Origin of the sequence: Amycolatopsis acididurans, from assembly GCF_012328925.1 — a bacterium.
In the GTDB taxonomy this organism is placed as follows: domain Bacteria; phylum Actinomycetota; class Actinomycetes; order Mycobacteriales; family Pseudonocardiaceae; genus Amycolatopsis_E; species Amycolatopsis_E acididurans.
The window spans coordinates 50,847-75,069 of sequence record NZ_JAAXLS010000017.1; the positions used below are offsets into that span (position 1 = coordinate 50,847).

Annotated in this window: 22 protein-coding genes and 1 tRNA gene; 6 read left to right on the plus strand and 17 right to left on the minus strand. The window is 68.9% G+C overall.

Annotation, left to right across the window (positions count from 1 at the left end):
* Position 1 precedes the first annotated feature (1 nt).
* The 9 genes from HFP15_RS23020 to HFP15_RS23060 all read right to left on the minus strand — a co-directional run bounded on the left by HFP15_RS23020 (position 2) and on the right by HFP15_RS23060 (position 13,420).
* Entirely contained in the window at positions 2–1,906 is a 1,905-nt protein-coding gene (locus HFP15_RS23020; protein WP_168518864.1) for a heparinase II/III family protein, read from the minus strand.
* Positions 1,906–4,074: a bi-domain-containing oxidoreductase gene (locus HFP15_RS23025; protein WP_168518797.1), complete on the minus strand. Its 2,169-nt coding sequence runs from the start codon at positions 4,072–4,074 to the stop codon at positions 1,906–1,908. The genes HFP15_RS23020 and HFP15_RS23025 overlap by 1 nt, the downstream gene beginning before the upstream one ends.
* Positions 4,071–5,963 (minus strand): asparagine synthase (glutamine-hydrolyzing), encoded by a 1,893-nt coding sequence (gene asnB, locus HFP15_RS23030; protein WP_168518798.1) that lies wholly within the window; start codon positions 5,961–5,963, stop codon positions 4,071–4,073. Before asnB ends, HFP15_RS23025 begins: the two co-directional genes overlap by 4 nt.
* A gap of 4 nt (positions 5,964–5,967) precedes the next feature.
* Positions 5,968–7,518 carry a Wzz/FepE/Etk N-terminal domain-containing protein gene (locus tag HFP15_RS23035; RefSeq protein ID WP_168518799.1) on the minus strand — a complete coding sequence of 517 codons (1,551 nt, stop codon included), beginning with the start codon at positions 7,516–7,518 and terminating at the stop codon, positions 5,968–5,970.
* The gene (locus HFP15_RS23040; RefSeq protein ID WP_168518800.1) at positions 7,515–8,846 is read right to left on the minus strand and encodes a YveK family protein; all 1,332 of its coding nucleotides are present in this window, start codon (positions 8,844–8,846) and stop codon (positions 7,515–7,517) included. The genes HFP15_RS23035 and HFP15_RS23040 overlap by 4 nt, the downstream gene beginning before the upstream one ends.
* Before the next feature lie 142 nt (positions 8,847–8,988).
* On the minus strand, positions 8,989–10,176 hold the full coding sequence (locus HFP15_RS23045) for a glycosyltransferase family 4 protein (RefSeq protein WP_376768888.1): 1,188 nt from the start codon (positions 10,174–10,176) through the stop codon (positions 8,989–8,991).
* A complete protein-coding gene (locus HFP15_RS23050; RefSeq protein WP_168518802.1) occupies positions 10,166–11,482 on the minus strand; it encodes a nucleotide sugar dehydrogenase in 1,317 nt (438 codons plus the stop codon). The genes HFP15_RS23045 and HFP15_RS23050 overlap by 11 nt, the downstream gene beginning before the upstream one ends.
* A 101-nt stretch (positions 11,483–11,583) precedes the next feature.
* Positions 11,584–12,456 carry an LLM class F420-dependent oxidoreductase gene (locus HFP15_RS23055; protein WP_168518803.1) on the minus strand — a complete coding sequence of 291 codons (873 nt, stop codon included), beginning with the start codon at positions 12,454–12,456 and terminating at the stop codon, positions 11,584–11,586.
* A 34-nt stretch (positions 12,457–12,490) separates the two neighbouring features.
* Positions 12,491–13,420 (minus strand): hypothetical protein, encoded by a 930-nt coding sequence (locus HFP15_RS23060; protein WP_312871710.1) that lies wholly within the window; start codon positions 13,418–13,420, stop codon positions 12,491–12,493.
* Positions 13,421–13,565: 145 nt separating this feature from the next.
* Between HFP15_RS23060 and htpX the strand changes: the two genes are divergently transcribed.
* Positions 13,566–14,429 carry a zinc metalloprotease HtpX gene (gene htpX / locus HFP15_RS23065; RefSeq protein WP_168518804.1) on the plus strand — a complete coding sequence of 288 codons (864 nt, stop codon included), beginning with the start codon at positions 13,566–13,568 and terminating at the stop codon, positions 14,427–14,429.
* On the opposite strand, the gene rfbA is transcribed toward htpX, so the two are convergent.
* Positions 14,426–15,307, minus strand: coding sequence for a glucose-1-phosphate thymidylyltransferase RfbA (rfbA, locus tag HFP15_RS23070; RefSeq protein WP_168518805.1), 882 nt, complete (start codon positions 15,305–15,307; stop codon positions 14,426–14,428). The two genes, htpX and rfbA, sit on opposite strands and share 4 nt — an antisense overlap.
* Positions 15,308–15,395: 88 nt before the next feature.
* Here rfbA and HFP15_RS23075 point away from each other — a divergent pair, with 88 nt between their 5' ends.
* The 3 genes from HFP15_RS23075 to HFP15_RS23085 are packed head-to-tail and all read left to right on the plus strand — an operon-like array spanning position 15,396 to position 17,521.
* Positions 15,396–16,253, plus strand: coding sequence for an alpha/beta fold hydrolase (locus HFP15_RS23075; RefSeq protein WP_168518806.1), 858 nt, complete (start codon positions 15,396–15,398; stop codon positions 16,251–16,253).
* A gap of 5 nt (positions 16,254–16,258) precedes the next feature.
* Positions 16,259–16,858, plus strand: coding sequence for a TetR/AcrR family transcriptional regulator (locus HFP15_RS23080; RefSeq protein ID WP_168518807.1), 600 nt, complete (start codon positions 16,259–16,261; stop codon positions 16,856–16,858).
* 18 nt (positions 16,859–16,876) lie between these two features.
* Positions 16,877–17,521 carry a DsbA family oxidoreductase gene (locus HFP15_RS23085; protein WP_168518808.1) on the plus strand — a complete coding sequence of 215 codons (645 nt, stop codon included), beginning with the start codon at positions 16,877–16,879 and terminating at the stop codon, positions 17,519–17,521.
* On the opposite strand, the gene HFP15_RS23090 is transcribed toward HFP15_RS23085, so the two are convergent.
* The 3 genes from HFP15_RS23090 to HFP15_RS23100 all read right to left on the minus strand — a co-directional run bounded on the left by HFP15_RS23090 (position 17,497) and on the right by HFP15_RS23100 (position 19,438).
* Positions 17,497–18,615: a sialidase family protein gene (locus tag HFP15_RS23090; RefSeq protein ID WP_168518809.1), complete on the minus strand. Its 1,119-nt coding sequence runs from the start codon at positions 18,613–18,615 to the stop codon at positions 17,497–17,499. The two genes, HFP15_RS23085 and HFP15_RS23090, sit on opposite strands and share 25 nt — an antisense overlap.
* Positions 18,616–18,688: 73 nt before the next feature.
* A complete protein-coding gene (locus HFP15_RS23095; RefSeq protein ID WP_168518810.1) occupies positions 18,689–18,898 on the minus strand; it encodes a DUF4177 domain-containing protein in 210 nt (69 codons plus the stop codon).
* 48 nt (positions 18,899–18,946) lie between these two features.
* Positions 18,947–19,438, minus strand: coding sequence for a YajQ family cyclic di-GMP-binding protein (locus HFP15_RS23100; protein ID WP_168518811.1), 492 nt, complete (start codon positions 19,436–19,438; stop codon positions 18,947–18,949).
* 122 nt (positions 19,439–19,560) lie between these two features.
* Between HFP15_RS23100 and HFP15_RS23105 the strand changes: the two genes are divergently transcribed.
* Positions 19,561–19,642, plus strand: a tRNA-Tyr gene (locus HFP15_RS23105).
* A gap of 123 nt (positions 19,643–19,765) precedes the next feature.
* Here the strand turns inward: HFP15_RS23105 and HFP15_RS23110 are convergent.
* The 3 genes from HFP15_RS23110 to HFP15_RS23120 form a co-directional block, all read right to left on the minus strand.
* On the minus strand, positions 19,766–20,095 hold the full coding sequence (locus HFP15_RS23110; RefSeq protein WP_246271963.1) for a site-specific integrase: 330 nt from the start codon (positions 20,093–20,095) through the stop codon (positions 19,766–19,768).
* Positions 20,096–20,322: 227 nt separating this feature from the next.
* Positions 20,323–20,601 (minus strand): type II toxin-antitoxin system RelE family toxin, encoded by a 279-nt coding sequence (locus HFP15_RS23115; RefSeq protein ID WP_168518812.1) that lies wholly within the window; start codon positions 20,599–20,601, stop codon positions 20,323–20,325.
* Positions 20,598–20,888 carry a type II toxin-antitoxin system Phd/YefM family antitoxin gene (locus tag HFP15_RS23120; RefSeq protein ID WP_168518813.1) on the minus strand — a complete coding sequence of 97 codons (291 nt, stop codon included), beginning with the start codon at positions 20,886–20,888 and terminating at the stop codon, positions 20,598–20,600. Before HFP15_RS23120 ends, HFP15_RS23115 begins: the two co-directional genes overlap by 4 nt.
* Positions 20,889–21,749: 861 nt before the next feature.
* Here HFP15_RS23120 and HFP15_RS23130 point away from each other — a divergent pair.
* Positions 21,750–22,910 carry a S53 family peptidase gene (locus tag HFP15_RS23130; protein ID WP_168518814.1) on the plus strand — a complete coding sequence of 387 codons (1,161 nt, stop codon included), beginning with the start codon at positions 21,750–21,752 and terminating at the stop codon, positions 22,908–22,910.
* Here HFP15_RS23130 and HFP15_RS23135 read toward each other — a convergent pair.
* Positions 22,907–24,142 (minus strand): cytochrome P450, encoded by a 1,236-nt coding sequence (locus HFP15_RS23135; protein ID WP_168518815.1) that lies wholly within the window; start codon positions 24,140–24,142, stop codon positions 22,907–22,909. The two genes, HFP15_RS23130 and HFP15_RS23135, sit on opposite strands and share 4 nt — an antisense overlap.
* Between the last annotated feature and the right edge of the window lie 81 nt (positions 24,143–24,223).

Below are 24,223 nucleotides of genomic sequence, written 5' to 3' on the forward strand. Positions count from 1 at the left end.
CCTAGCCGAACCGGAGCACGGTGGTCAGTTCGGCGGCGTAGCCCCGGCCCACCAGCGTCGAGGTGGGCACCTTGCGGCCGAAACCCGGCGAGAACCAGCCCAGCGGCGGCCCGGCCGACCCCCGGTGCTCGGTCCACGACAGCTGCGGCGGCAGGTCGAGCACGGCGTTGCCGCCCTCCCACTTCAGCTCGGCGCGCGCCCCGTCCAGCTGCACGGTCACCTCCGGGCCGAGGTGGAACACCAGCTTGGACTGGTGCCGCCGCGGGCTGAGCACCTCGTCGTGGATGCGCAGCGTCCCGTCGGTGAGCTCGACCGACCGGCGATGCGTGGCGGGCGCGTAGCCGTCGTGCTCCGCCGACCAGGAATGCGAGTCGTGCGACAGGATCCGGGTGCGCGCGTGCTTGGTCCACAGGAACGGCCCGCCCGCGGTCGAGGAGTCCTTGTCGTCCAGTTGCAGCGTGTTGTGCCCGAGGGTGGAACGGAAGTAGGACCGCCATTCGGGCTCGCCGTGGTAGCAGAACGTGCCGGGGTCGGCGAGCACGTCGACCCCGTTGTGCCGGACCTCCACCGACAGCGCGTCGGCGTGGGCGTGCGCGGCGATGGACAGGAAGCCGTGCGGGCCGCCGTCGCACCGGCACCACACGGGGCCGTCGCGCAGGATCGTCATCCCGGCGTCGGCGAAGTGGTGTGGCCGCTCGACGGGACGGTCGCCGGCCGGGCGGGGCTCATTGCCGCGGACGAGCGCGGTCAGCAGCGGCGTCCGCACGTCGGCCACGCGGGCCCGCGGCCACCAGTCCAGCCTGCCGAAGAGGAGTTCGCCGGTGGCCAGCAGGGATTCCCAGCGGTCGGCGGTATCGAGCACCAGGCCGTGGCCGTCGTCGGCGTCGCCCTGCCTCGGTGGCCGCAGTTGTTCGTCCACAATGGACGCGAGCGCGTCGGTCATGCCGAGCAGCGCCGCCCAGGTGGACTCGGGCACCGGCGTCCCGGCGGCCTCGGCTTCCACCGCCGAGGCGAGCCCGAGTTCGAGCACCAGCCCGTGGTATTCGGTGGCCAGCTCGCGGTTGAGGCCGGAGTCGAAGGTGTTGCGCCGCAGATGGTCGTCCAGCGACCGGGTCGCCTTGGTGCGCCACAGCGTCGACTCCGGGAACCACGGGAACGCGCACGACGCGGCGAGTTGTCCGGCCGCCTCCGCGATGACGTGGTTGTTCGCCGAGGAACCGCGGCTGGGAAACGCCGCCAGCCAGCGCTGGTGGTGCCAGATCTGGTGCAGCGCCTCGGGGTTCTCCTCGAACAGGCCCGGCGCGCCGGGCCAGTCGGCCAGCAGGCGCCGGACCCACACCCACGACAGCAAGCGGATGCCCAGCTCGATGCCGCTGAGCCAGTGCACCCCGCGCATCGGCGGGTTCGCCGCCCACCACGACTTCAGGTGGTCGGCGACCCGTTCCGCGTAGGCGCCCTCACCGGTGAACGCGTACGCGGCGGCCAGCACGGTCAGGTGCTGGTGCCGGGAGGGCTCCCAGAGCTGCTTGATGTCGCCGACGGCCTCTTCCTTGCGGTAGGGGATGCCGAACGAGTACGCGTCGGCCGGTGCCCGCCTGCCGGTCTTCGGGTCGTAGGACCAGTCGGGGCTGATCATGTCGTCGCGCACGTGACCGAAGTACTCGGCGTAGCCGTCCATCAGCTCGTCGGCTTTCGCCACGACACGTGCCTTCGCGGCGGGCGGCACCGCGGCCAGCGCCTCGGCGTCCAGCGTCGTGGTGAACCGGCGCTGCGCGAGCCACGCGGCTTCGCTGGGCGTGTCCAGCAGCCGCCGCCACCGTCGTTTGCGCACCGCGTCGGCGAACCGGCCGCCCACCTCGTTCGGGCTCATCCGCGACAGCCGCCGCACGTACCAGCCGGGACTCATCATGAGGGCACCTCGATTCGCACCGCGCCACCGGTCTCCAGGCTCGTGGCCACCGCGAGCGTGGCCAGCGTGGTACTGACCAGCGACTCCAGCGGCACCGGCATCGGGCCGCCGGAGGCCACCGCGTCGACGAACGCCGCGACCTCGGCCTGCTGGCCCTTGTCGCGCCCGCGCGGGATGCGCGGACCCGTCCACCGCTTGCGCGAGTAGACCGAGGCGCGCATGAAGTCGTCGAACTTGAGCACCTTGCCGTCGGCCAGCAGATCCAGCGTCTCCTTGGGGAAACCGGTGGACCCGCTGGTCGCGTAGCCGACGGTCGCGACGGAGCCGTCGGGGTAGCGCAGGATGATCTGCAGATCGCTCTGCCCGGGAGTGGCGCACGCATACACCGACGTCGGGTCGGCATCGAGCAGCCAGCTGACCGTGTCGATGAAATGCCCGCCCTCACCGGCGAAGCGGGTGCCCTCGGTGTCGGACTGGTTGTACCAGCTGCCCGATTCCAGCCGGCCCGCGTTGACCAGGTACCGCACGGATGCGGGGCCGATCCGCCTGCCGAACTGCTTCCTGGCCTCGTGCAGCAGCGGGGCGAACCGGCGGTTGAAGCCGACCTGCAGCCGGTCGTTGCCGGACTCCTCCACCGCGCCGAGCACCTTCCCGAGGTCCTCTTCGGACAGTGCCAGCGGTTTCTCGACGAACACGGCCTTGCCGGCCAGCAGCGCGCGGCGGGTCAGTTCGGCGTGCGAGCTGTGCCGCGTCACGATGAACACGGCGTCGATCCCGTCGTCGGCGAGCAGCTCGTCCGCGTCGGTCGTGGCCTGGCCGAAGCCGAACTTGCGCTTGGCGTTCGCCCCGGACAGCGCCGACGTGGTCGCCACCGTGCGCAGTTCGGCTCGCGGCAGCTCCACGAGATGCGGCAGCAGCATCGAGGACGCGTAGTTGCCCGCGCCGATGAACCCGATCCGCACGGTGCCCGGCCGGCGCGGGGTGGTGGCAGGGGCGGGCACCGGCGCCGATGCCACGACCCGTTCGGCCGTGGCATCGGTTCCTTCGGGGTACCGGAACAGGACCGCGACCGCCTTCAGCTCGCCTTCGTTGAGCTTCTGGTAGGTCTCCACGGCCGTCGAGAAGTCGGCGATGTGGGTGATCAGCGGCTTCACGTCGACGCGATCCCGGGCCAGCAGGTCCAGGAAGCACTCCAGGTTGCGCCGCTCGGTCCAGCGCACGTAGCCGATGGGGTAGTCGCGGCCTTCCAGCTCGTAGGACGCGTCGTAGCGGCCCGGGCCGTAGGAGCGCGAGAACCGGACGTCCAGTTCCTTCTCGTAGTAGGCGTTCCACGGCAGGTCGAGCCGGCACTTGCCGATGTCGATCACGCGGCCGCGGTCGCGGCTCAGCCGCGCGGCCAGCTCGACGGGCTCGTTCGTCTTGCCGCCCGCGGCGAGGTACACCTGGTCGACGCCGTGGCCGCCGGTCAGCTCGGCGACCGCGTTGTCGATCGTGTCCGACGACGGGGCGCCGCACGTGATCGCGCCGAGCCCCTCGGCGAGCGCGCACCGGCTCGGGTCGGGGTCGACGCCCACGACCCGCACGCCGGACGCGGTCAGCAGCTGCACCACCAGCTGCCCGATCAGGCCGAGCCCGATCACCAGCGCCACGTCGCCGAGCTGCGGTTCACCCCGGCGCACGCCCTGCATCGCGATCGCGCCGACCGTGCCGAACGCCGCGTCCTGTGCGGCGACCCCGGCGGGCAGCCGCGCGTAGAGGTTGCGCGGCACCCAGTTCAGCTCGGAGTGCAGTGCGTGCTCGTTGCCCGCGCACGCCACGAGATCACCGACCGCCACGTCGTCGATCCCGGCACCGACCTGCTCGACGACACCGCAGAGCGAGTAACCGAGCGGCGTGTAGGAGTCGAGCTTGTTCATGGCCTTGCGGTAGGTCGCGGCCAGCCCGTTGGTCGCGACGCTCTGCATCACCTTCGCGACCTGGTCCGGACGCGAGCGCGCCTTGCCGACCAGCGACATGCTGGCCTCGGAGACCTTCATCAGCTCGGTGCCGGTGGAGATCAGCGAGAACGCCGTCCGGACGAGCACCCCGCCCGGCTTGCAGGCCGGGACCGGAACGTCGAGGAGGGCGAGCTCCCCGCTCTTGTAGTTCTGCACAACCTGCTTCACGACGCTCCTTGGTGGGTCGCACTCCGGTACCAGTACTCCAAAGTCAGGACGTGCCACAGGTGCTTGGACCGGTCCTCGCGGCCCGAGGCGTCCTCGTCGACGAGGCGCTGCAAGGCCTCCTGCCGCAGGAAGCCCGACTTCACCAGCACGCCGTCGTGCACGACCTCGCGCATCAGCGGGGCGAGATCGCGGCTCATCCAGGCCCGCAGCGGCGCGCTGAACAGGCCCTTCGGCCGGTACACGATCTCGCGCGGCAGGACGCTCGACGCGGCTTGCTTGAGCGCGGCCTTCCCCTGCCGTCCCACGATCTTGCGGTTGCCGGGCAGGCTGAACGCGGCCTTGACCACCTCGACGTCCACGAACGGCACCCGGACCTCGGTGGAGGCGGCCATGCTGGACCGGTCGGTGTAGGTGAGGTTCAGGCCGGGCAGGAACAGTCTCGCGTCGGCGAGGCACATGCGGTTGACGAAGTCGTTCAGCGCGTTGTCGTGGTAGGTGTCGGCGTGCTCGGTGAGCACGTCGTCCACGGCCGGCGCGAGATCGGGGTTGAGCAGCCCGATCAGCTCCTGCTGGTCGTACATCGTGTAGCTGCGACGGAATGCGGTTTCCTCGGGAAGTTCGGCGAAGGACAGGAACCGCTTCGCGAACCGCACCGACCGGTATCCGCGTTTGGCCCCCGCCACCGGCATTCTGTCCACAACGGACTCGACGGGACGCCGCACCGCGCCCGGCACCTTCTGGTACCGCAGGGCGAGCAGATTCGCGAAGTGCTTGCGGTAACCCGCGAACAGCTCGTCCGCCCCCATCCCGGACAGCAGCACCTTGACCCCGGCCTCGCGCGCCGCGGTGCAGATCAGGAACGTGTTGATGGCGGCGGGATCGCCGATCGGCTCGTCGAGGTGGTAGGTCATCCTCGGCAGCAGGTCCAGCACCTTGGGCGCGATCTCGATCTCGTGCAGGTCCACACCGAACCGCGCGGCGACCTGACGGGCGTAGCGCAGATCGTCCGGCATCGCCTCGAACTTCGCGTCCTCGGCGCGGAAACCGATGGTGTAGGCGGAAATTCCGGGCTGGGCGCGGGCCGCGAGCGCGGTCAGGTAGCTGGAGTCGAGCCCGCCGGAGAGGAACGTCGCGACCGGGACGTCGGAGAGCAGGTGCTTGCGGGTGGAGTCCTCGATCACGGCGGCCAGGTCCGCTTCCGGACCCTCCTGCGCCTCGGCGGCGACGTCGCGGATCGACCAGAACCGCCCACGCTCGACCTGTCCGTCCGGGCGGCAGCGCAACCACGTGCCCGGCGGCAGCTTCTCGGCCTCGGTGTACGCGCAGCGCGCGTCGGGCACCCAGTAGTACAGCAGCGAGGCGACCAGCGCGGCCTCGTCGATGTGCAGCGAGCCGCCGAGTTCACCGGCGAGCGCCTTGAGTTCGGAGGCGAACACCAGGCCGCCGCCGCGCCGCACGAAGAACAGCGGCTTGATGCCGAGCTGGTCGCGGGCCAGCACCAGCTCGCCGGTGCGCTCGTCGTAGATGCCGAACGCGAACATGCCGCGCAGCCGCGGCAGGCTGTCCGTGCCCCACCGGCGCCACGCCTCCAGCAGCACCTCGGTGTCCGACGTGCCGCGGAAGCGCACGCCGGCGGCCTCCAGCTCGGCGCGCAGTTCCGGGGCGTTGTACAGCTCGCCGTTGTAGGTCAGCGCGAGCCCGCCGGAGACCATGGGCTGCGCCCCGGTCTCCGACAGGTCGATGATCGACAGCCGCCGGTGTCCCAAGTGGACATCGCGGTGGTCGTAGCGGCCCGCACCGTCCGGGCCGCGGTGGGCCAGCGTCTTGGTGAGCCGGTCGGTGAGCGGGCCGCCGTCAGGCCAGCCGTACGCGCCTGCGATACCGCACATGTGTTTAGGAGACCTCCACGTCCTCGGAGCGGACCGGGGCGAACCGCCTGGTGGGCGACTCCCCGTTGTGCGGGGCGGCATCCCTGCCGTTGCTCTTGACCGGGGTGAAGGCCTTGGTGTTCTCGTCCGCCGTCGCGTGCGGCAAGCGGCCGCGCAGCGCCATGTGCAGCCCGTCCCACAACGTGCCGTCCGTGCGGTCACGGGGATCAGGGTCGACCACGACGATGCCGATGACGCCGATCTGGCAGTCGGCCAGCTGCCGGGCCACGGTGTGCAGCCACGTGGTGTTCGCGTAGCCGGTTCGCACCACGAGGATCGTCTCCGTGCCCAGGTGGGACAGGTCCGTCCAGGCGGCGCCGGGCGCGACCGAACCGGCGCCGAGCACCCGCCCGCTCTGCACCGGCAGCGAGGTTTCGGCCGGGTCGATGATCTGGACCGCCCCGTCGCCGTCCGCGGCCGGTGCCACGGAGCCGGGCAGGTCGTCGATGAGGGTGACCGGGCCGTCCGCCGAAAGCTCGGTCGCGACGTCCAAGGCGAGCGCACCGGTGACGCGGGGGGCACCGAGGTCCAGCAGCGACACCGTTCCCGAGCCGGTCCGGATCGCGCGCGCCAGCGTCGCGGCCACCCGTTTGCGGTTCGAGGTCGCGCGCGAACGCCACACCAGCCTGGCCAGGCCGCGCCGCCGCGGGGGCAGCTGGGCGATGACCGACGCACCGAGGTTCGCCGCGAGCTCGCGCCGCAGCACCGGCCGGTCCCGCACGACGGCGGTCACGGCGGCCAGGGTGAGCCCGATCGCGAGCCCCAGTGCCAGCCCGACACCGGCGTTGGTCGCCGTGGTCTTCAGCAGGGCGTTCGGCATGAGCCTGGGTGCGTCGACGATCTGCGTGCCCGCGGCGATGTTGGGGGAGCCGATTCCCGCCTGCTGCGCCTGGCTGTTGAGGTCCGTGATCTTCGACGAAAGGTCCGCGCGGCGCCCGTAGAGCGATTCGAGGTCGGTCGCGTTGGCGCGGGCGCCCTTGTTCGTCAGCGTCGCGATCTGGTTGTCCACGTCGGCGAGCTGGGCCTGCGCCTGGTTGCGCTGGTTGATCAGCGCGGCGGACTCGGCGTCGGCCGCGGCCTGGTTGCGCTGCACGTGGTCGGCGATGAACACGTCGGCCAGCGCCTTCGCCTTCGCCACCGCGTCGGAGCCGGACTTGGCCTCGACGCTGATCTGCATGACGTTGTTGGTCAGCCCGAGCCCCTGGTACTCCTTCAGGAAGTCCTCGGGCTTTTCGTTGCTGCCGACCGTCTTCAGTGCCGCATCGGCGATCTTGGTGGTCTGCAGCACGGAGATGTCGGTCTTCATCAGGGTGCCGCTGTCGGTGGGGGAGTCGTCCTTGTGGATGACGAGGATCTTCGTGACCGCGGTCGGCGGGTTGGGCAGCACCACGGCCAGCGCGGCGCCCGCGATCAGGCCGATCAGCGCCATCGCGAGCCACAGCCGCCGCTTGCGCCGGATGGCGACGACAAGCCGTTGCAGGTCGACAAGTGATGAGGACGTGCTGGGTGTGGTCACACTGAACCTGCCATCGCCTCGCGGTCGGAACCGGCCTCGGACGGGTGGTCCGGCGGTTGTCTCCTCACCTGAACGGGATGGGCCAGCACGACGCCCACGATTTCGCGCCCGGCGTCGGCGCACGCCTCGGCGATCGCGACGAGTTCCCAGCCGGTGCGCGAGCCCGCGGTGAGCACGACGAGCACACCGTCGCTGCCGTCGGGCACGACCGGCCGGTCCGCGGTCACCTCCGCGACCCGCAGTACGGGATGCCCGCCCGCCGCGGCGACCAGCTGGGTGAGCGCGCGGTGCGCGGGCGCGTCGTCCTCGGTGAGCACGACCAGTACCTGACCGGCGTCACGGCCGACGCGGGCGAGCACGCGCTGGTACCGCGCGTCGCGGTTGAGCTTGTCGGCCGAGACCGGCACCTGCGGCAGGTGCCACGGGCGGTCGGCCCCGAGCAGCCTGCGCAGTCTCGCCGGCCAGCCGTGGCCCGCCTCCGCGCGCTCGTCCGGGATGTCCACGGTGGTCAGGACCTTCGAGCCCAGCGCCGCAGCGATCTCCGACTCGTCGCGCGCACGCTTGCCGGTCCGCGCCGACCACAGGTGCCCGAGGACGCCGAGCAGGAAGAACACCACGGCCCCGCCCACGACGAACTGGAGCATCGTCGGCGACGCCGCGCCGCTGGGCAGCTCGGCCGAGCCGAGCACCGCCATGTTCGCCTGACTGGTCGCCGCGTCGGCCTGGTTGAGGTTGTTGATCGCCTGCTGCAGCGACGTGCGCAGTGCCTCCAGCTCGGTGCGCGCCTGCACGCTCTCCACCGTCAGCGTCGAGCCGAGCTGCTGCGCCATGTCGCTGATGCGCTGGTTGGTCTGCGCGACCTGCTGCCGCAGCGCCTCACGTTGTGCCTGCTGCACCTGCGCGGCCGCGTCGGCGGTGCTGCTGATCAGCTGTGTCGAGTAGCGGACGAACTGCTCGGCGACCTTGTTGGCCAGCTCCTGGGCTCGCTCGGGACTGTCGGCCGAAACCGTGATCGTCACGACGTTGCCGTTGGACACCGAGGTCGTCACGTGCTTGGCCAGGTCGGTGCCCGTGGTCTGCCAGCTCAGCTCGCCCGCGGCGCGGTCGAGCACGACCGTGCTGCCCGCGACCTGCGCCTCGGTGAGCAGTTCGTCGGCCTGGCGCGGGCCCTGCAGCAGGACATTGGACTCGGTCTGGTAGCCGGGGGAGAACAGCAGCGACGCACCGGCCCCCACCAGCGCTCCGGCCACCGCGAGCACAACGAGCAAGCGCCAGCGATGGCGGACGACCTGCCCGATCAGGGACAGGCGCACCGTATCGTCACTCAAGGCAGGATTCTCCCCTCGAAAAGTTCGAGGCCCACGGCGCGTCGTGTGTTTCCGCGTGGCCGGCCTCCCTCTAACCCGTCGGCCGGTTCGCGCGGATGGTTACAGACCAGCCTGTGTCTTTTTGAAAACGCGACCGATCCGGTTAGTTGTTCTCCATTGCGTGTTCGTACGCGGCAACAAGTGACTTCGCGGAATTGCTCCAAGCGAGTGGTCCCTCGACCCGAGCCTGTCCCAGTTCGCCCATTCGCTTGCGTTCTTCGGGATCATCCAGTAGACGCGCCGTCAGCTTCGCGAATTCGAGCTCGTCGTTCGCGGGCGCGTACACCGCGGCCTCGCCGGCCGAAACCCGTGCCTCACGCAGATCGAAGGACACGATCGGCCGCGCCATCGCCATGTATTCCATGATCTTGTTCATTGTGGACACGTCGTTGAGCGGGTTGCGCGGGTCCGGCGACAGGCACACGTCGGCCGTCGAGAGGTAGCGGACCAGATCCTCGTCGGGGATGCGGCCGGTGAACTCGACACAGTCGGCGAGACCGAGTTCGCGCGAGAGCGCGACCATGTCGTCGAAGGTGTCGCCGGCGCCGACGAAAACGGCGCGCCAGTCGCTGCGCCCGACCTCGTCGCGCAGCAACCGCAGTGCCCGCAACGCGTAGTCGACCCCGTCCTGCGGGCCCATCACGCCGAGATAGCACAGCAGGTAGGGTTTGCCGCCTTTGAGTTCCGGCTCCGCGGGCACCCGGCGGAAGCGCTCGACCGCCGGTGCGCTGCGCACGACGAACACGTCGTCGGGTCGCTTCCGGCCGCGGGAAAGCGCGACATCGCGGTAGCTTTCGTTGGTGGCGATCACGACGTCCGCGGCCCGGTACGTCATCCGCTCCAGCGCGCACACCGCGCGGTAGAGCCGGTCCTCGCCGCGGTCGAACCGCGACAGGTACAGCTCCGGAACCAGGTCGTGCTGGTCGAAGACGAACTTCGCGCCTCGCCGCTTGAGCATCAGCGCGACGAGGAACAGCAGGTCCGGCGGGTTGCACGCGTGCACGACGTCGACCGGGCCGACCTTGCGCGCGAGCCGGAACGTGTGCCACAGCGCGCTGCCGTACTCCTGCAGGTACCCGGCCGGGCCGCCGGTGGCCGCCTTCAGCGGGTAGCGGTGGATGCGCACCTCGTCGATCACCGCGTAGGGCTCGGTGTCCCTCTTCGTCCCTTGTGGACAGATGACGTTCACCTCCCAGCCCGCGTCGCGCAGCGTGGTGCATTCCTGCCACACCCGCCGGTCGAACGGCACCGAGAGATTCTCGACCAGAATGAGCGCTTTCTTACCAGGCAAGTCCCACATACCCCTGTTCGGTCCGGCGCGCGTCGGCGTCGGGAAGGCGGACGAGGTCGATCAGCACGCGATCGCCGCCGCGCGGCAACGCGGCCAGCACGGCCGGATCGGTGGAGCCGACGAGACACACCTCGGCGTGTGCCAGGACTTCTTCGACCGAGGAGGCGAGCAACTGGCCCAGATGCGGCAGGCGGCTCTCGATGTATTCGCGGTTGGCGCCCATCAGCCGGGACAGGCTCACGTTCGCGTCGTAGATGCGCAGGTCGTAGCCCTTGCCGAGCAACCGTTCCGCGAGCTCGACCAGCGGGCTCTCACGCAGATCGTCGGTGCCGGGCTTGAACGACAGCCCGAACAGGCCGATCCTGCGCTTGCCCGTGCGGACGACCAGTTCGTAGGCGCGCCGCAGATGTTCGTCGTTGGAGGGCAGCACGTGCGCGAGGATCGGCACCGACACGTCAGCGCGATGCGCGGCGTAGACCAGCCCGCGCAGATCCTTCGGCAGGCACGACCCGCCGAACGCGAAACCCGGGCGCAGATAGGCGGGGCTGATGTTGAGCTTGCGGTCGGCGAGGAACACGTCCATCACGCGATGCGAGTCCAGCCCCAGCGCGCGGCAGATCGCGCCGAGTTCGTTCGCGAAGCCGATCTTGAGCCCGTGGAAGGCGTTGTCGGCGTACTTCGCCATTTCCGCCACCGGGATCGGCACCCGGAACACGTCGCCGGGCAGGCCCTCGTACAGCGCGGCCACGATATCGCCGGTGGCCTCGTCGATCTCGCCGATCACCGTCTTCGGTGGCTCGAAGAAGTCCTTAACGCTGGTGCCCTCGCGCAGGAACTCCGGGTTGACCGCGACGCCGAAATCGGGGCCCGCGGTGAGGCCGGAAGCCTTTTCCAGTATCGGCACGAGCAGTTCCAGGCAGGTGCCCGGCAGCATCGTGCTGCGGAAGACCACGGTGTGCCGGGCCTGCTTGACGGCCAGCTCTTCGCCGATCTGTTCGGTGACCCGCTCCAGAAACGCCGTGGACAGGCTGCCGTTCGGTTCCGACGGCGTGCCAACACAAATCAGCGACACGTCGGTGGCCGCGATCGCCTCGGCGACGTCCGACGTCGCGCGCAGCGCGCCGGTGCCCACGACCTGCGCGGTCAGCTCACCGATGCGGTCCTCCACCACGGGTGCCTTCCCGTCGCGGACGAGGTCGACCTTCACCGGGTTGACGTCAACCCCGACGACCTCGTGCCCGCGATAGGCCAGGCACGCGGCGGAAACACAGCCGACATAGCCAAGCCCGAAGACGCTGATTCTCATGAAAAGACTCCCGCCGCATCCGACTGCCTCAAGGGTCGGCCGCGGCGGGAGTCTTGTTACACGGAACCGTTTCGTGAAGAACCGTCGATTCGGCTCCGGACTTAGTAACCGGCCGCCTCGGGAATGATGTCCTTGGCGAAGATGTCGAGCAGCTTCAGGTCCGGCATTCCTGGCACCACGCCAATAGCGGCGTCGACGCCGAGCCCCGCCAGCCGGCGCAGCTCGGTCTTGAGCTCGTCGGCCTTCTCGCCGTTCGAACCCACGTCGAGAATGTGGTAGACCGTTTTGGTGATGTCGTCGTAGTCACGGCCCTCGGCCGCACAGTGCTGCCGCAGCACATCCAGTTTGCGTTCGAGGTCCGGGCCGTTGAAGATGTTGCACGCGTCGCCGTATTTCGCGACGAACCGCAGTGTTTTCTTTTCCCCGGAACCGCCGACCATGATGGGCGGGTGCGGTTTGGAAAGCGCTTGCGGAACGTTCATCAGCCGTTCCGCGTGAATGTAGTCGCCCTCGAATGGGCCGTCGTCGTCCGACCACATCCGCAGGACGTACCGCAGCGCCTCTTCGAGCATTTCGAAGCGTTCCTTCGTGGGCGGGAACGGGAAGCCGAGCCCGCGCGACTCCTCCTCGTTCCAGCCGGCGCCGATCCCGAGCACCGCCCGTCCACCGGACAGCACGTCCAGCGTGGTCACGGCCTTGGCCAGCACGCCGGGCTGGCGGTAGATCACGCCGGTGATGACGGTCAGCAGCTTCGCGCGCTCGGTGTGCGCGGCGAGATAACCGAGCGTGGTGTAGGCCTCCAGCATGTCATTCTCGACCGGGCCGACCGCCGGAATCTGGAAGAAGTGATCCATCACGCCGAGGTATTCGAAACCGGCCTCGTCCGCGGCGCGCGCGACCCCGGCGAGTTCGGAGCCGAGTTTCGCGGGGCCGTTCGGCCAGGTGAAGTCGGGAATTTGTAGTCCGAGTTTCATGTAACCCAACCCTATACCCGGAGTAACTCCAGGCTCAGAAATCCGTAATCACGTGCAGCAAATCGTGCACCGGATCGGTGACGTAAACCGTTCCGGTGCGCTGGTGCACCGCGACCTGACCGGGATTGATGCCGAGCGAGAGCTCACCGGTGATCGCGCCCGTGGCGCCGTCGATCTTCACGATCCCGTCCGGTCCGCCGTTGGTGTACACCGTATGGCTCGCCTGGTGCACCGCGACCGAGGAGGCCTCGCTGCGCAGCAGGATCGTCGCGCGTTCGGTCCGCGAGTCACCGTCGACCACCGACAGATGGTGGATGCCCGAGTTCGCCACGTACACCGTGTTGCTCGCTTCGTGCACCGCTAAACCCGTGGGCGCCTTGCCGACCGGCACGCTCGCGGTGAACTTGCCCGAGGCGAGGTCGAGCACCTCGACGGTGTTTGTGGCGGGGCTGGTGAGGTAGCCCACCTGCGGGCCGGGGTTCACGCACATGGCTTCGAAACCCCTGACCGGACTGCTCAGCACGGCGTCGACGACGCTGGCGACGGTGTCGACCACGGCGACACAGCCCGCGGACGCGCTGCCGACGTAGAGCTTGCCGGTCTCGGCGTCCACGGCCGGTGCGGTGGCGCCGGGACCGCACGGCACCATGCTTCGCGGGTCGCCATTGGCTTCGAGCACCGCGACGGTGCCCGCCCCGCGGTTCGTGACGTACACCCGGCCGGTGGACTCGTCGACCGCCACGTTGCCGGCCTGTCCGACCTGGACGTCGCGCTCGTTCAGGATGGTCAGAGTGCCGTCGTCGCCGGCGACGTAGACGCCGCCGGTGGCGGAGTTCACCACCACCGCGCCGGGACCGCGGCAGACCTCCACGGCCGAGGCCTTCGGCGACGCCGACGCGGGTGCGGCCGATGCCAGTCCCAGGCCCGCTACCAGCACGAACAGCCCACGACGATTTACGATCACCGCACCCTCCTGGCCAAACCCTAACTCGCTTGGCAGTGTGATGTTGGTCCAAATGGAGGGATGAGAAACACGACAGGTGGAACTTTCACGTTCCGCCTGCGCGTTTTACTGATCGAGGCGACGCGGAAAGGGAGGCGCAGGGCACGTGCACAAGCACCAGAACGGGCTCAAGACCGCGCTGCTGCTCGGCCTGCTGAGTGCCATCATCATCGCGATCAGCTCGCTGTTCGGGCGCGGCGCGCTGCTGATCGGGCTCGTGCTCGCGCTCGGAATGAACGCCTACGCGTACTTCAATTCGGACAAACTCGCGTTGCGGGCCATGCGCGCGCGGCCGGTTTCCGAGCCGGAGCAGCCCGCGATGTACCGGATCGTGCGCGAGCTGGCGACCTCGGCGCGCCAGCCGATGCCCGCGCTGTACGTGAGCCCCACCGCCGCCCCCAACGCGTTCGCGACCGGCCGGAATCCCCGGCACGCCGCGGTTTGCTGCACCACCGGAATCCTGGACCTGCTCGACGAGCGGGAGTTGCGCGCCGTGCTCGGGCACGAGCTGTCGCACGTGTACAACCGCGACATCCTGATTTCCTGTGTCGCCGGCGCGCTGGCGAGCATGATCAGCGTGCTGGCCAACCTGGCACTGTTCTTCGGCGGCAACGATCGTGAGGGCGGCAACCCGCTCGTCGCGCTGTTGCTCGTGCTGGTCGGCCCCATCGCGGCGGCGGTCATCAGGATGGGCGTCAGCCGTTCGCGGGAATATCAGGCCGATGCGTCGGGCGCGCAGCTGACCGGCGATCCGCTCGCGCTGGCCTCGGCCCTGCGGAAACTGGAGATGGGCACGCGGCGCGCCCCGCTCGTACCGGAGCCGAAGCTGGTCTCGCAGTCGCACCTGATGATCGCGAACCCGTTCCGCCCCGGCGAGTCGTTCTCGCGGCTGTTCTCGACCCACCCCCCGATCGAGGACCGCATCGCGCGTCTGGAGGAAATGGCGCGGCGGCGCGGTTTCCAGCCCTAGCTTCCCGCGCCCGCCGAACGGGCCACCGCGACCACGTAGTCGCCGTAACCGGACTTCGAGATCTTCTGCCCCAGCGCGAGGCATTCGTCCGGTGTGATGTAGCCCATCCGCAGCGCGACCTCCTCGAGGCACGCGATCCGCACGCCGGTGCGGTGCTCCAGCACCTGCACGAACTGCCCGGCCTCGAGCAGGGAGTCGTGCGTCCCGGTGTCCAGCCACGCGAAACCGCGCCCCAGATCGACCAGCTTCGCCCGGCCCTGCTCCAGATAGGTCAGGTTGACGTCGGTGATCTCCAGCTCGCCGCGCGCCGAAGGGGTGAGGCCGCGGGCGATCTCGACCACCTGGTTGTCGTAGAAATACAGCCCCGTGATCGCCTTGTTGGACTTCGGGTTCGGCGGTTTCTCCTCGATCGACACCAGTCTGCCGGTTCCGTCGGTCTCGCCGACGCCGTAGCGCTGCGCGTCCTTCACCGGATACCCGAACAGCACACAGCCATCCAAAGAGGACACTTCGTCCTGCATCCGGCTGGAGAATCCCTGGCCGTAGAAGATGTTGTCGCCGAGCACGAGCGCGACCGAATCGTCGCCGATGAAATCCGCGCCGATCACGAAGGCTTCGGCGAGCCCGTTGGGGCTGGGCTGTTCGGCATAGCTGAAGCTCACCCCGAACTGATCGCCCGACCCGAGTAATCGCTCGAAGTTCGGCAGGTCCGAAGGCGTCGAGATGATCAGGATCTCCCGGATTCCGGCGAGCATCAGCACCGAGAGCGGGTAGTAGATCATCGGCTTGTCGTAGACCGGCAGCAGCTGCTTGGACACCGCCTGGGTGATCGGATGCAGCCGCGTTCCGCTGCCGCCCGCCAGCACGATGCCCTTCATCAAGGTCCCCCTTGTCCGGTTCAGCCGTTCGGGGGTCCACTTTAGCGCCCCCATTTACATACGTACGGCATGTATGTATGTTCGAGGCATGACGAACCTAGGGCAAGAGCACCGCGTCACGCTGCCGCAGGGCGAGGTGCGCTACTACGAAAGCGGCTCCGGGCAGACCGTGGTCTTCGTGCACGGCGTCTTCACCAACGCGCTGCTCTGGCGCAAGGTCGTGCCGGACATCGCCGCCGCGGGCTTCCGCTGCATCACCCCCGACTGGCCGCTCGGCGCGCACGAGATCCCGATGCACCCGGACGCCGACCTGACCCCCGCGGGCGCGGCCGACGTGATCGCCGACTTCCTCGAAGCGCTCGACCTGCGCGACGTGGTCCTGGTCGGCAACGACACCGGCGGCGCGCTCAGCCAGATCATGTTGTCGCGCCGCCCCGAACGGGTCGCCCGTGTGGTGTTGTTGCCTTCGGACAGCTTCGAGTACTTCTTCCCGCCGATCTTCCGGCCGCTGCCCAAGTTCGTGCGGCTCCCCGGTGCGATGCCCCTGCTCGCCCGGTTGTTGCAGGTCAAGGCACTGCATCGGCTGCCCGTGCTGTTCGGCTGGGTGACCAAGCGTCCGGTGCCGCCGGAGATCGCCGACGCCTACTTCACGCCGTTGCTCCGCTCCGCCGGTGTCCGTCGTGACGTGCGCAAACTCCTGCGCGCGGTGGACTCGAAGTACACCCTCGAAGCGGCCGAGAAGCTGCGGGGGTTCGACCGCCCGGTGCTGCTGCTGTGGGCGAGCGAGGACAAGCTGTTCCCGATCCGCCTCGCCCAGCGCCTGGCCGCCCTGCTCCCGGACGCGCGGCTGGTCGAGGTCGCCGACGCGTACACGTTCATCCCCGAGGACAAGCCGGAGGCCGTGGTACGGCACGTCGTGGAGTTCGCAGGCGCCATGGCAGATTAGGTGCCGTGCGACGCACCCAGCAGGACCGTTCCAACAGCACCAAGGCGGCACTCGTCGCCGCGGGCCGCGAACTGTTCGCCGCTCGCGGGTACCAGGCCGTCCCGGCCGACGAGATCGTGCGCGCCGCGGGTGTCACCCGTGGCGCGCTCTACCATCACTACTCCGACAAGCAGGGCCTGTTCCGTGCCGTAGCCGAGGAACTGGAACGCGAGCTGACCGAGGAGGTCGCCGCCGCACTGGCGAACACCGACGAGCCGCTCGTCGCGATGGTCACGGCGCTGGGCGTGTTCCTCGACGCATGCCTGCGCGAGGACGTGCGGCAGATCTCGCTCACCGACGCCCCCGCGGTGCTCGGCTGGGGCGTGTGGCGGGAGATCGAGGCGGAGTACGGGCTGGGACTGCTGGTCGACGCGCTGGGCCGCTTCATGGATGCCGGGCTGCTGGTGCCGCAGCCCGTGCGGGCGCTGGCGCAGCTCGTGCTGAGCACGGTCATGGAAGCGGCGCGGATGATCGCGGAGTCGGAGGACCCGGCGGCCACCCGCGCCGAGGTCGAACAGGTGCTCGGCGTGTGGTTCTTCGCGCTGCTGCGGAATACCGATGGGTGAGCGCACGTTCGCCTGATCGTGCGAGTCGACGTCTGGTCCGATGTGGTCTGCCCGTGGTGCTACCTGGGCAAGCGGCGGTTCGAGCGGGCGCTGGCCGGGTTCACGCACCGCGACGAGGTGGAGGTCGTCTACCACTCGTTCGAACTGGATCCGCGGATGCCGCGCGGCGAGGCCGTGCCGAAGGTGCCGCTGCTGGCGAAGAAGTTCGGCAAGGGCGAGGCCGAGGTGCACGCCATGGAGGCGCGGCTCGCGCGGCTCGCCGCCGAGGACGGGCTCGAGTACAACCTGGAAGACAGCGTCATCGGCAACACCTTCGACGCGCACCGGCTGCTGCACCTGGCGCGGGAGCGGGGCCTGCAGGCGGAGGTGACGGAACGGTTCTTCAGCGCGTACTTCACCGAGCGGCGGTCGGTCTTCGACGAGGAGTCGTTGGTGTCCGTCGCGACCGATGCCGGTCTGGACGCCGACGACGTACGGCGCGTGCTGAAGAGCGACGAGTACGCCGACGACGTGCGTGCCGATGTGGCCCGGGCACGCGAACTGGGTGTCAACGGCGTGCCGTTCTTCGTGCTCGACGACCGCTACGGCGTGTCCGGCGCGCAGTCGATCGAGACGTTCGAGGCCGCGTTGCGGCAGGCCTACGCCGGGCCTTTGCCGAAGTAGGTCGTGCACACACCGTTGTCGTAGTCGGCGGCGATCTCCAGCACGTTGCGGCCGTCGTCCACGGGCAGCAGCGCCGAGCTGTAGTTGGGGCACCAGTTGTTGTAGGCCTTGGGAACCTGCACCGGTGCGGGGCGCTCGTACCAGTCGCCCGCGCCGAGGTTGTCGTTGGCCAGCAGCATCTGCCCGTTGCCCGGCAGCGGTTTGCCCTTGCGGTCGGTGTAGAGCTGGCCGACCATGACCAGCCGGTTGCCGGGGAACAGGGTGACCGTCTGCGCGTGCTGGAAGTAGGCGCCGCTGGCTGTGGTGACGCGGGTGCCGGGGTCGCCCGGCGAGCCGAAGTTCGCGCCGTCGGGGGAGATCTTGAAGTACGGGTCGCAGTAGCGGTCGCCGTAGTTGCAGATCTCGTAGGCGAAGTAGTAGCGGCCGTCGGGCAGGCGGCGAACGATCGGCATGCCGGGGCGGACGCGGCTGGGCGGGATGGCCATGGTGATCTGCTTCGTGCCCCAGTTGATCCCGTCGGTGGAGCCGACGCGGGTGAGCACCTGGGCGAAGCGAGGTGCCTCGGTCTCGTCGGCGTAGTGCACCCACAGCGTGCCGCCCGCGTCGACGGTGATCTCGGGTTCCCAGACGCCGTCGGTGTTGTGGGAGCGGGCCGCCTCGGACAGGAACGACCAGTGGCGGCCGCCGTCGCGGCTGGCGTAGAGCTTGATGCCCACGCGGCGGTTGGGGCCGGCGTCCTGGCCGTAGCTGGCGGCCCAGAGCAGCGTGCCGGCGCGGAGCCTGCCGACGCGCTGGGGGAGTTCGTAGAGGGTGCCGCAGCACTCGCCGGGTTCGGGGTCGCGGATCTCGCCGATCTTGCGGAAGCTGCGTCCCTCGTCGGTGCTCTCGAAGATCGGCGCGAACGCACCCTGCGCGTCCCAACTGGACACCGTCGCGACGATGCGATTCTTGTAGGCGCCGTACTCGAGGCGGACCAGGCGGGGGTAGGCCCCGGTGATCAGGCGCGTCCCGGTGGCTGCCTCCGCGGCGGGGGCGACGGCTGTGACCAGCACGAAGACCAGCAGGGGTGCGAGAACCTTGGCCCAGCGGCGCATACCCGGCGTCCTCCTTCGAGTCGAGCACGCGCATTAGACCACGTGTGGATCTTGGCGCCCATTCGAAACCGGGTCAGTCCACCCGGCGCTCGAAGGTGATGAGCAACCCCTCGACCCCACCCGGCCCGACGCGGCCCTTCACATCGGCGCCGGTGATCGCCTTGAGCCGCCAGCCGTCCGCGGCCTCGTCGTTGAGGATCTTCTCCAGCTTCGCCCCGGACATCTTGCCGCCGATGAGGCCCTCGCGCAGCTGGATGACCCGGTACTCGTAGCGCTCACTCATGCCGTCGATGATCGCGACCGGAGCGTGGAGCGGGCAAGCGCGCGGTGGTTACCGGTAGTTGGTGAACTGCAGCGCGATCTCGAAGTCCTTGCCCTTGAGCAGGGAGATCACTTCCTGCAGGTGGTCCTTCTTCTTGCCGGAGACGCGCAGCTGGTCGCCCTGGATCTGGGCCTGGACGCCCTTGGGGCCCTCGTCGCGGATGAACTTGGCGATCTTCTTCGCCTTCTCCGAGTCGATGCCCTGGATGATCTTGCCGTTGATCTTGTAGATCTTCCCGGACGACGCGGGTTCGCTGGCCTCGAACGCCTTGAGGGAGATGCCGCGCTTGATCAGCTTCTCCTTGAACACCTCGACGGCGGCGAGGGCGCGTTCCTCGGTCTCGGCCTCGATGGCGATGGCCTCCTCGCCGGCCCAGGCGACCTTCGCGTTGACCCCCCGGAAGTCGAACCGGGTGGACAGCTCCTTGACCGCCTGGTTGACGGCGTTGTCCACCTCCTGGCGATCGACCTTGCTCACGACGTCGAAAGACGGATCGGCCACGTGTTCCTACCTATGTACTGTCGCTTGTCGGGTAGGCCACACCATAGCGCTGAGGGCCAACCCGGTTGCTCCGGCCGTACGGGCCTTCTGTACGCTGTGTCTCGGCTGGCTGGACCGGCCATGGCGGGTTGCCCGAGCGGCCAAAGGGATCTGACTGTAAATCAGACGGCACTGCCTTCAGAGGTTCGAATCCTCTACCCGCCACACCAGCGAAATCACCCCCGGTGACCTGCGAAGACAGGGAACGGGGGTGATCTTGTATGGTCCGGCTCCGTCCGGTCGTGTCCGGCACTCAACGGGGTTCTTTGCCCAATGCGTGCCCACCCCTCAGCCGCCGAGTGCCTTCTCCACCCGGTCGCGAGCTGCCTGCTCCCCGCCGTCGAGGCACTTCGCGTACACCCGCAGCAGCACGGCGAGACTGTGCCCGGCCCACTTCGCGACGCGCGTGGCCTCCACACCGCCGCTGAGCCACGTCGAGACCGCCGCATGGCGAAGATCGTACGGACGTTTGCCGAGCGGTCCGGCGACGACCTCCGGCGTGAACACTCGCGCTCGCGCGGTACCCCATACTCGGCCGTAGACCGTGCTGCCAACCCGACCGCCGTCGCGTGCTCCACGGAACAGCCTGCCGTCACGAGCGGTACCGAAGGTGTTCATGTGGTGGTGCAATAGCTCCGTCAGTACGGGAGGGCACGGGACGGTGCGGCCGGTATCGCTGTCGCGGTGCTTGAGCGGCCCTTCCTCGGATGCCTCGCCGGTATCCGTCCACTGTGCACCGACCTCCGGGCGCGCTCCTTCCAGATTGATATCACCCCAGCGCTGATGTTTCAGCTCTTGCGACTTCTTGGGTGACACAACGGGTGGTCTGCGCGTTTGCCGACTGTCTATCGGGGCCGGTATGCGTCTCGACGATGTGCGACCGCGAGCACGGTGACAACCTGCTCGTCATCGTCGATTGAGTACAGCGCTCGATAGTCGCCGCGTCGGGTCGTCCAGACCTCGTGGAACGGCTCATCGAGCGGCTTGCCGAGCCGGTACGGGTTACCGGCGACTGGGCCGGTCAGGTGCTCGTACAGAGCGGCAGCCGCCGCGAAGGGCAACTTGGCCAGCCTTCGGCGAGCCGCCGGAGTGAAGGTGACGGCGTAGGGGAGAGCGTTCGTCATTCGCCAGCTTCGCGGCGGGCGGCGAGGTCAGCGGCGATGTCGTCGGCTGAGAAGACGCGCCCTGCGCGCGCGTCGGCCAAGCCTTCTGCCAGGTCGCGGACGAGGTCGGTGTCGGATAGCACGTCGATAGTCTCGCGCAGTCGGTCGAGTTCGCCGGAAGGCACCACGTCAGCGACGTGTTCGCCGTGCGCGACGACAGAGACCGTCTCCCCGTGCTCGGTGCGGCGTACGACATCGACCCAGGACGGTTGGTCCTCAGCTCGTACCGTGCTGGTTGGCTCGCTCACGCTCTCCAGGATACGGAACCCGGGTGGCGCTGACGACACATGTGACCAGACATGTTGTTCACATGTGTGGTCACATGTGTCGTTTCTGTGTGCCCAATGTGTGCCCGTGTGGCTGCCTCTTGGTTGAAAAATGCCAGGTCAGAGGCGGTATTCCGGCTGCTCTCTAAATCAGACGGCACTGCCTTCAGAGGTTCGAATCCTGTACCCGCCACACCAGCCTGATCGGCCCGGTGACCTGTGACAACAGGTCGCCGGGCCGATCTTGTCCCACGGCTTCACCAGCCGCGCATGGCGCGCTCGGCACGGTCGCGCGCTGCCTGTTCCCCGCCGTCGAGGCACTTGGCGTAGACGTTCAGCAGTACGGCCAGGCTGAGACACATCCGCGTAGCAAGCCATAGTGACGCTTCGCGAGCGGTCCGGCAGCGACTTCTTCGGTGAATACCGCGTCCCGCGCAGCAAGCTTCGAGGCGATCGGCCGCAGCTCGCCACACGGCTGCGAAGGTCCGCACCGACGGGGCCGGCCCGCCGTGGCCGTCGATCTCGATGGTCGCGTCGCTTCGCTCGATGACCTTGATGTGGAGGTTTGTTCTGGGTACCGATCTTGTGCGTGCGCAGACGCAGATCACGGCCGCCGGCGTCCTGGCGCGCCGCCTCGTCGTCGATGCCGCTGACCAGCCCGTCGATCGTCGCCTGCCTGGAAAAGGGCTCACCATTCTGATCGGTTCGACGCGCCAACCAGATGCAAGAGATGACAGAAATTCTCGCCCGCTCGGGGGAACTCGGCACCCGTTTGAGCTAGGCGCGGGGCGTGTTGGCGACCTACAGTCCGTACCCGGCGTGGTCACGACCAAGGAGTGTGCGATGGGTACCGGGTTGAAGGCGTTGATCGTCACCGCGGGATTGGCGGCCACCACGCTCGTGCTGGCGCCGGCGCAGGCCGCGCCGCATGCCGCCAAGGACGTCTGCGGCGCCACCAGCCCGGGCACGGCCCGCTGCCACGCCAAGGTCGGCGTCGACGCCTCCGGCGCCCCGGCCGCCAGCCCCTCACCCGTCGGCCTGGTCCCGGCCGACCTCCAGAGCGCCTACAAGCTCCCGACCACCGCGGGCGCGGGCAAGACGGTCGCCATCGTCGACGCCTTCGACGACCCCAACGTGGAGAGCGACCTCGGCGTCTACCGCGCCAAGTTCGGGCTCCCCGCGTGCACCACGGCGAACGGCTGCTTCACCAAGATCGACCAGCGCGGCGGCACCAAGTACCCGCGCGGCGACACCGGCTGGGGCGAGGAGATCTCCCTCGACGTCGACATGGTCTCCGCCGCCTGTCCTGACTGCAAGATCCTCCTGGTCGAGGCCGACAGCGCGGCGCTGACCGACCTCAGCGCGGGTGTCAAGACCGCGGCCGGACGCGGGGCCGCCGCGATCAGCAACAGCTACGGCGGCAGCGAGTACTCCGGCGAGACCTCCGCCGACGCCGCCTACCACCATCCCGGCATCGCGGTCACGGCCAGCTCCGGCGACAGCGGCTACGGCGTCGAGTACCCGGCCGCCTCACCCGAGGTCGTGGCCGTCGGCGGCACGAGCCTGTCCCGCGCGTCGAACAGCCGCGGCTGGAGCGAGACGGCGTGGAGCGGCGGGGGCAGCGGCTGCAGCGCCTACGAGCCGAAGCCCTCGTGGCAGACCGACCCGGGCTGCGCCAAGCGGACCGTCGCCGACGTCAGCGCGGTCGCCGACCCGAACACCGGCGTCGCGGTCTACGACACCTACCTGCACGGCCCGAGCAGCAGTAAGGGCTGGCTCGAGTTCGGCGGCACCAGCGTGTCGTCGCCGATCGTCGCGAGCGTCTACGCACTGGCCGGGTCGTTCTCCGGCAGCGCGGCCGCCCTGCCGTACGCCCACACCGGCTCGCTCAACGACGTCACCAGCGGCAGCAACGGTTCCTGCGGCAACTACCTGTGCACCGCCGGCGCCGGCTACGACGGGCCGACCGGGCTCGGCACGCCGAACGGGACCGGGGCGTTCTAGCTGCCCCGCAGCAGCCGTTTGCCGGGCGTGAAGCGGGCCGGGATGCTCACGAAGCCCATGTTCACGCCCTGCCTTGGATACCGCTTCAACGCTGCGAAGTCGACTGTGTAGTCCGGCATCCGTTGCAGCACCTGCGAGATCAACGTCCTCGACATCAGACGACCGAGGTGGGAACCGGCGCACCGGTGCACACCGACGCCGAACGCGGTGTGCCGGTTCGGCCAGCGTTCGATGTCGATCTCGTCCGGGTTGTCGAACAGGGACTCGTCGCGGTTGGCCGACGACCAGGCGAGCAGCACGCGATCCCCGGCCTTCATCGGGCAGCCGTGGAAGTCGACGTCCTTCATCACCGTGCGCGCAAGCGCTTGCGTCGGCGAGAAGAATCGCAGGAACTCCTCCACCGCACGATCCATCAGGCTCGGGTCGTCGATCAGCCGCTGCCGCACGTCGGTGTGCTCGGCCAGCCACACCAGCGCCTGGCTGACCAGCGACGCGGTGGTGCCGACCCCGCCGGAGACCAGCAGGTCCACGATGCCGAACACCTCGTCGTCGGTCATCGGTCTGCCGTCGACCTCCTGCTGCACCAGGTAGCTGATGATGTCGTCGCGTGGCGCGGCCCTGCGCGCCCGGATCGTCTCCCACTGCTGGTCGAACAGGTAGGGCAGATCCACCTTCGTCGCCTGCTCGTAGGCCGGGCTGCCCTGCGGCTCGGCGAGCACGGCATGGTGCGCGTGCGAGTACCGCTGCCACTCCTCGATCGGCAGCCCGAGCCAGTCGATGGTGACGATCGAGGGCACCCCGATCACCGAGGTCAGGTCGCATTCCCCGGCCTCGATGACGCTGTCGATGAACGCCGTCGTGTGCCGCTCGACCATTCCGCGCATCTTCTCCACGGCGGCGGGCGCGGTGATGCGGTTGACAATCTTGCGGTACTTCCGAAAGTCGGGCGGATCGAGTTCGATGGGGATGTGCAGCTTCATCGGCGTCTTCGGGATCACGACGGAGAGTCCTTCCCCGCCGTGGTTCGTCCGCGCCGAGGAGAACGCGTCGTCGTCGCGAGCGGCCTCGAACACGCTTTCGTAGTCGGAAAGAACCCAGTACCCGCCACTGGCGTCGGTCCAGCCGCGCTTCGCCCCCGCGCGCAGCGACCGATAGGCACCGACCGGGTCTTCCGCATGTTCAACCGAGTTGTGGTCGAAATGGACAACCGGGCAACGCTGCTGTTCGGTCATGCTCTCTTCGCGCCTTTCAGTCTGCCAACCTCGTCGTTGACCTGATAATGGTTATACTAGATACCCAAGCTGTCAACGTCG

What these genes read in the sequence shown, in the direction of transcription:
- HFP15_RS23020 (WP_168518864.1), bottom strand. Translation starts at nt 1,906, where the DNA reads ATGAGTCCCGGCTGGTACGTGCGGCGGCTGTCGCGGATGAGCCCGAAC.
- asnB (WP_168518798.1), bottom strand. Translation starts at nt 5,963, where the DNA reads ATGTGCGGTATCGCAGGCGCGTACGGCTGGCCTGACGGCGGCCCGCTC.
- HFP15_RS23050 (WP_168518802.1), bottom strand. Translation starts at nt 11,482, where the DNA reads ATGAGAATCAGCGTCTTCGGGCTTGGCTATGTCGGCTGTGTTTCCGCC.
- HFP15_RS23055 (WP_168518803.1), bottom strand. Translation starts at nt 12,456, where the DNA reads ATGAAACTCGGACTACAAATTCCCGACTTCACCTGGCCGAACGGCCCC.
- rfbA (WP_168518805.1), bottom strand. Translation starts at nt 15,307, where the DNA reads ATGAAGGGCATCGTGCTGGCGGGCGGCAGCGGAACGCGGCTGCATCCG.
- HFP15_RS23075 (WP_168518806.1), top strand. Translation starts at nt 15,396, where the DNA reads ATGACGAACCTAGGGCAAGAGCACCGCGTCACGCTGCCGCAGGGCGAG.
- HFP15_RS23090 (WP_168518809.1), bottom strand. Translation starts at nt 18,615, where the DNA reads ATGCGCCGCTGGGCCAAGGTTCTCGCACCCCTGCTGGTCTTCGTGCTG.
- HFP15_RS23095 (WP_168518810.1), bottom strand. Translation starts at nt 18,898, where the DNA reads ATGAGTGAGCGCTACGAGTACCGGGTCATCCAGCTGCGCGAGGGCCTC.
- HFP15_RS23110 (WP_246271963.1), bottom strand. Translation starts at nt 20,095, where the DNA reads ATGAACACCTTCGGTACCGCTCGTGACGGCAGGCTGTTCCGTGGAGCA.
- HFP15_RS23115 (WP_168518812.1), bottom strand. Translation starts at nt 20,601, where the DNA reads ATGACGAACGCTCTCCCCTACGCCGTCACCTTCACTCCGGCGGCTCGC.
- HFP15_RS23130 (WP_168518814.1), top strand. Translation starts at nt 21,750, where the DNA reads ATGGGTACCGGGTTGAAGGCGTTGATCGTCACCGCGGGATTGGCGGCC.
- HFP15_RS23135 (WP_168518815.1), bottom strand. Translation starts at nt 24,142, where the DNA reads ATGACCGAACAGCAGCGTTGCCCGGTTGTCCATTTCGACCACAACTCG.